This window comes from Desulfobotulus sapovorans DSM 2055, assembly GCF_059569355.1.
Window position 1 is genome coordinate 5679 of the sequence record NZ_JCANVJ010000046.1, and the last position, 5781, is coordinate 11459.

Sequence of the window (5781 nt, forward strand, 5' to 3'; positions counted from 1 at the left end):
ATTCCCACACAGAAACGAAACCTGAAGCAAGACGGATACCCCTCGTTCCCGCGCCCCGGCATGGGAACGATAGCTGAGATGGCTGAAGGAAACATTGAAAGAATCGCTCCTCCTGTGGCATGATGCCCCCTGCCCTCAGTCCTGCGGGCTTCCCGCCATCCTTAAGTCCCGGAGTTTCCATGTCCAGAATCCAGATCCACATCAGCCTGACCATCCTCATTCCCTTCATCTCCGCAGGCCTTGGCCTGATCTCAGGGCTGGCCGGTTTTCATACCGCTCTTCAGACAAAAAATCAGGAATCCTGGCTGGGGCTTCCCCCCATCTTCATCACCTGCCTCCTCATGGCCCTGACCGGAGGGCTTACGGGCTACCTCCTTCTCCGCATTTTCCGCAGCCCCATGGACACCTTTATGCACCAGACCCTCTCCGTCATGGGTTCCGATGCTATCAGCGTAAAAAACGAAGACGAACTGCAACGTTACCAGCGGGTGTTCAGGCAGGTGGGATCGGCTTTAAGCCGCATGGACGCCCGTGCCCTGTTCCCGGAGATTGTGGGCGAAAGCCGGGTCATGCGGGAAGTGCTGGAGGCCCTGCGCAAGGTGGCCACCACGGACACCACCGTGCTCATCACCGGAGAATCCGGCACCGGAAAGGAAAGAATCGCCGAAGCCCTGCACAGAAGAAGCCGCCGCAGCCATGGCCCCCTCATCCGCATCAACTGTGTGGCCATTCCGGACGGGCTGCTGGAATCCGAACTCTTTGGCCATGAAAGGGGGGCCTTCACCGGAGCCGACCGCGTCCGTAAGGGAAAGTTCGAGCTGGCCACAGGCGGCACCCTTTTTCTCGATGAAATCGGGGACATGCCCCTGGCTCTTCAGGGCAAGCTTCTGCGGGTTTTACAGGAAAAACGCATCCAGCGGGTGGGCGGAGACAAAGATCTTGCCGTGGATGTCCGCATTGTGGCCGCAACCCATCAGGATCTGGAAAAAGCCGTGGCCGAAGGCCGTTTCCGGGAAGATCTCTTTTACCGCCTGAATGTCTTCCGTCTCAGCCTGCCCCCCCTGCGCGAAAGGCGGGAAGACATTCCCTTCTTCTGTCAGGACTTTACGGAAAAAAAAGAAATCTCAATATCTTCCGGAGCCATGGCGGCCCTGATGGCCCAGGACTGGCCGGGCAATGTGCGGGAGCTTCTCAATGTGCTGGAAGGGGCTGCCGTGTTTTCCGAAGGCGGGGAAATCACCGGGCAGCATCTGGAAGCCGCCGGTCTGCGGGCATCCGCAGGAAGGGAGAGTGTGGAAGGTGCCCTGGCCCAGGCCAGCCTTGCGGTGGAAAGGGAGGCCTTCAACCTGGACAGCTTCCTCAAAGAGGTGGAAAAACGCCTCCTTCTGCAAGCCCTGGAAGAAAGCGGCGGAGTGCAGGCCAGGGCTGCGGAGAGGCTGGGCATCAACCAGAGAAGCATGTGGCACAGGGTAAAGAAGTACGAAATCCAGAAAGGGCCTGAACCTTCCTGATAAAGATAAGGAATTTCCCATGAAAAAGCTGCCTATCGGCATTCAGAGCTTTGAAAAATCCGGGAAAATCCCGAAGAATATTATCCTGTTGACAAAACTCCCCTTTGTGGAAACTGATTATCATCTTGCTTCAGCTATCGTTCCCATGCTCCAGCGTGGGAACGCACTACCGGGCGCTCCTGCGCCCAAAACCAGTATCCTCGGGAATCCCTTCTCTGGAAACTGGATATTGACGAAGCGCCGTACCTACCACCTGATCTATCCCGACAGGAAAGTGAAAAACAGCCTCAAGCGCCGGATTTTAAACGAACTGGCACAGGACGTTGTGGTGAAGAACGCAACGGAAAACGCCCTTGTCAAGGCCATTGCAGAAAAACGGCCTGAAGACCTGAAAGCCATCTTTCACCGCTTTTTTGCCTCCATTCCCCACGACGGATACAGAAAAAACCAGCTTTCCGGGTATGAGGGCGACTATGCCAGCATTTTTTACGGCTATTTTGCGGCCTGCGGTTTTGATGTCCGGGCCGAAGACGCCACCAGCCATGGACGCATGGACTTGCGTCTCTTTTTTGACACCCCCTGTTATCTTTTTGAATTCAAGGTGCAGGACAGCGCCGGGGAAGGCCGGGCCATGGAGCCGCTGAAGGAAAAACGATACCCCGAAAAATATGCGGCCCTGTATCAGACCACCTTTCTCATTGGGGTGGAATTTTCACAGGAGGATCGCAGCATTGCGGGCTTTGAGGTGGAGAGGCTTTGAAAAGGGGCATATTTTACGGGGATCTCCAAAATTTGTAGACAGGACTTCACGATTTGGAGGAAAGATGGAAGGGATAAAGACTGGAAGGTGTGGGACTGAAGCAGGAAATCGTGGCATGGTTTGTGCTTTTAAAATTCAGCCAGAATGAAGAGAGCCGGAAGCTTTTTCGGTGACGGATTAAAAAAACACCACTTATAGGAGAGACACCATGGAACAGAGAAAATCTTTAGTGCGGAATCAGGAAGGCTTTACCCTGATTGAAATCATTGCCGTGCTGGTGCTGCTGGGGATTCTGGCGGCTGTGGCGGTGCCGAGGTATTTTGATATGCAGGCGGATGCGAGGAATAAAGCTGTTAATGGCGCACTTGCTGAAGGCGTTGCACAAGCGAATCAGGCTTATGCACAGCAAATTCTGTCATTAGGTGGGTTGCCCACACGGGATCAAGTTATGACTAAAATTGGCAGCCCAGTAGTTTCTGGTGACTTCACTATAACATTTACAACTGACGGAACAGTTGACGCTACAAGCAAAAAGGGAAAAATTAAAGTTAGTGCGACTTACACAACTATCCCCACAGGCGCTACGATTACTCCGGCAGAAAAAAGTATTGAGTTTGAATTTAGTGGTTAATTAAAAACTAAAAGCTAAAGAGGTCAGCCCCCTTTCCTGACCCTTCCCTTGCCCCCGCCCTCCCCGGCGGGGGTTTTTCTTTCCCTTTTTCCCGAATCCTTTCCGTTATTCTGCCGGGCAGCCCCCATGCCTGCCCATCCCCTTTCCCTCCCCCCCTTTTTTTCCTGACACCTCCCGGACAACATATCATGCCGCCATATTGACAGAACCCCCATTACAGCCCTGATGCAGAGCATGAAAAAGGCTCTGAGGTTGAAACCCTCTCTCCCTCAAAAACACAGAAGGAGCCTTCCCCTTTTTTAAAATTGAATCAGACCTTATTTTCTTTCCGCTGTTTTTTCCTTCCATGCCCCCTGTTTTTTAAACTTCAGACACCTTTTCTACAATCAAAAGCTTCAGGCCTTCTTCAAGAATCTGCCTTTTCCGGAGTAAGAATATTCATGATCAGCCGGATCATGGTCTCCTTCTGTCTGGGATCGGACTCCGCCACCAGAAGGGTAAGGGCGGCAAGACCGGAATCATTGATAACGGCTTCTTTTCTGTGGTTGAACAGCCGGTGGTTGCGGTGCAGAAAATCCACGAAGAGAAAGGCAGCAGGCCGCCTTTCGGATCAGAAGCAGGGCCTGTTCCAGCTCGGCTGCATTTTGTTCAAAGCGGGCCTGGTGCAGGGAATAGCCCTTGATAAGATGCTGGCGCAATATCTGGGTGGCCCATCTTCTAAAACTTACGCCCTGAGGCGACTTAATTCTGTAACCAACTGATATAATAACATCAAGATCATAAAAAGTAACAGGGCGGTCAGAATTTGCAATATGCAATTTTTGCATATTACTTTCTTCGCTCACCTCCCCTTCCTTCATGGCATTCCGGATATGACGCGAAATCACAGACTGATCCCGACCAAAAAGCTCCGTCATCTGCGCCTGCGTCAGCCATACGGTTTCCGCCTCCAGCTGTACATCCAGACGAATTCTGCCATCCTCGGTCTGATAGAGCACAACAGGGCTAATTAAAGTATTCATAAGCCCCCAGCCCCCCCCGGAGGGGGAAGACCCCTTTTCTCGTTTCTCGATCTATCTTCAAAGTGGTCAGCCATGAAACATTTGAAAATTTTAGGTGTACTTCTGAGTAGCTTCAAACATTTGATATGGCAAGACCTGAAATACAGATTAAGTCGCTGGAAAAGCAGAAGCGGCTTCCAGCCGCTTTAATGAATCTGATTACCCCCCTGACTCAGCCATTCAGTCGCAGATTTTGCCCATGCAGCACTAAACTCATCGTTCCCACGCTCCAGCGTGGGAATGCATCTTAAGACGCTCCAGCGTCTTGAATCCCGGAACACTGTCATGCCCCCAAACCCTGTAGGAAGTCCAGAAACCGGATACACTCCATGTTTAATCTGGATCGTCCCTGCGCTTCATCAATATCCATTTCCTGGAAAATGAATTCCCGAGGATACTGGCTCTGGGCGCAGGAGCGCCCGGTATGGCGTTCCCACGCTGGAGCATGGGAACGATAGCTGAAGAAAGATAGTAATCAATTTAATGAATACGCCAGGATGGCGCATCTACAAAAAGAAACAAATACAGCTTCTGCAAATCTAAAAGGGCTCAGACCCCATGTCTGCCCGTCCCTTTTCCCTCCCCTCCCTTTTTTTTCCTGACAACTCCCAGACAAAATGTCATGCCTCCATATTGACAGAACCCCCTTGACAGCCCTAATGCAGAGCATGAAAAAGCTCTGCGGTTGAAACCCTCTCTCCCTCAAAAACGCAGAAGGAGCTTCCCCCCTTTTTAACCCACCCAAAATCAAGGAGATGCATCCCCCATGAAATCAAGATGCCAGATATGCAATTCAGACTATACGCGGGCAGGAATGTCGAAACACATCAAAAGCTGCCTGGCCCGACATTTTGAAGCGTCCGATAAAAAAAATTCCAAACGTGTCTTTTACCTCCATGTCCATGCCACCTACAATCCGGAATATTTTCTGCATCTGCTCATAAAAGAAAATGCCCGCCTCGAAGACCTGGACTCTTTCCTCCGCATCACATGGCTCGAGTGCTGCGGACATCTCAGCGCATTTACATACGACAGCTACGGGGAAGAGATTGACATGAAAAAGACCCTGGCCCAGATTTTTACCCCCGGACTGGCATTATCCTACACCTATGATTTTGGTGACTCCACAGAACTCACCATCAAAAATATTGGAATCTATAACGGAGCCACTGCGGGAAATAAAAAAATACAGATTGTATCCCGGAATGCCCAGCCCTCAGTGATGTGTGCTAAATGCAGCAAACACCCCGCAACGGTAATCTGTACCGAATGCCAGTATGATGGCACGGGCTGGCTGTGTGAAAAATGTGCGAAACACCATGAATGTGATGAAGACATGTTCCTCCCGGTTGTCAATTCTCCACGGGCAGGCGTCTGTGGATATACCGGATAGTAGCCCAGCCATCGATCCCACGCTTCAGCGTGGGATCGCACTACCGGGCGCTCCTGCGCCCAAAGCCAGTATCCTCGGGAGTCCCTTCTCTGGAGCTGGGTATTGACGAAGCACCGGGACAATCCAGACCAAAACATAGAGCGTATCCGGTTTCTGAAGGCTCTACAGGCTTTTCAGCCATCACAGCGATCCGGGATTCAAAACGCTGGAGCGTCTTAAGATGCATTCCCACGCTGGAGCGTGGGAACGATGAATTTCATGTTGTAAAGGGTACTCCCAAGATGGCATGGCTGGGTCAGGGGGAGGAATCAGAAAAAAATTTGCCCACCCTCTTACCTCCGCCATCGATCCCACGCTCCAGCGTGGGATCGCACTACCGGGCGCTCCTGCGCCCAGAGCCAGTATCCTCGGGAGTCCCTTCTCTG

Annotated in this window: 5 protein-coding genes; 4 read left to right on the forward strand and 1 reads right to left on the reverse strand. The window is 51.9% G+C overall.

What is annotated here, in order from left to right:
* Positions 1-179 precede the first annotated feature (179 nt).
* From BR04_RS17070 to BR04_RS17080, 3 genes are all read left to right on the forward strand, one after another.
* Entirely contained in the window at positions 180-1511 is a 1332-nt protein-coding gene (locus tag BR04_RS17070; protein ID WP_496357236.1) for a sigma-54 interaction domain-containing protein, read from the forward strand.
* A 19-nt stretch (positions 1512-1530) separates the two neighbouring features.
* A complete protein-coding gene (locus BR04_RS17075; RefSeq protein ID WP_496357237.1) occupies positions 1531-2271 on the forward strand; it encodes a PD-(D/E)XK nuclease domain-containing protein in 741 nt (246 codons plus the stop codon).
* A gap of 208 nt (positions 2272-2479) precedes the next feature.
* Positions 2480-2902: a prepilin-type N-terminal cleavage/methylation domain-containing protein gene (locus tag BR04_RS17080; protein ID WP_496357238.1), complete on the forward strand. Its 423-nt coding sequence runs from the start codon at positions 2480-2482 to the stop codon at positions 2900-2902.
* A 518-nt stretch (positions 2903-3420) separates the two neighbouring features.
* On the opposite strand, the gene BR04_RS17085 is transcribed toward BR04_RS17080, so the two are convergent.
* Entirely contained in the window at positions 3421-3924 is a 504-nt protein-coding gene (locus BR04_RS17085) for a virulence RhuM family protein (RefSeq protein WP_496357239.1), read from the reverse strand.
* A gap of 805 nt (positions 3925-4729) precedes the next feature.
* Between BR04_RS17085 and BR04_RS17090 the strand changes: the two genes are divergently transcribed.
* Positions 4730-5356 (forward strand): plasmid pRiA4b ORF-3 family protein, encoded by a 627-nt coding sequence (locus tag BR04_RS17090; protein WP_496357240.1) that lies wholly within the window; start codon positions 4730-4732, stop codon positions 5354-5356.
* Positions 5357-5781 lie beyond the last annotated feature (425 nt).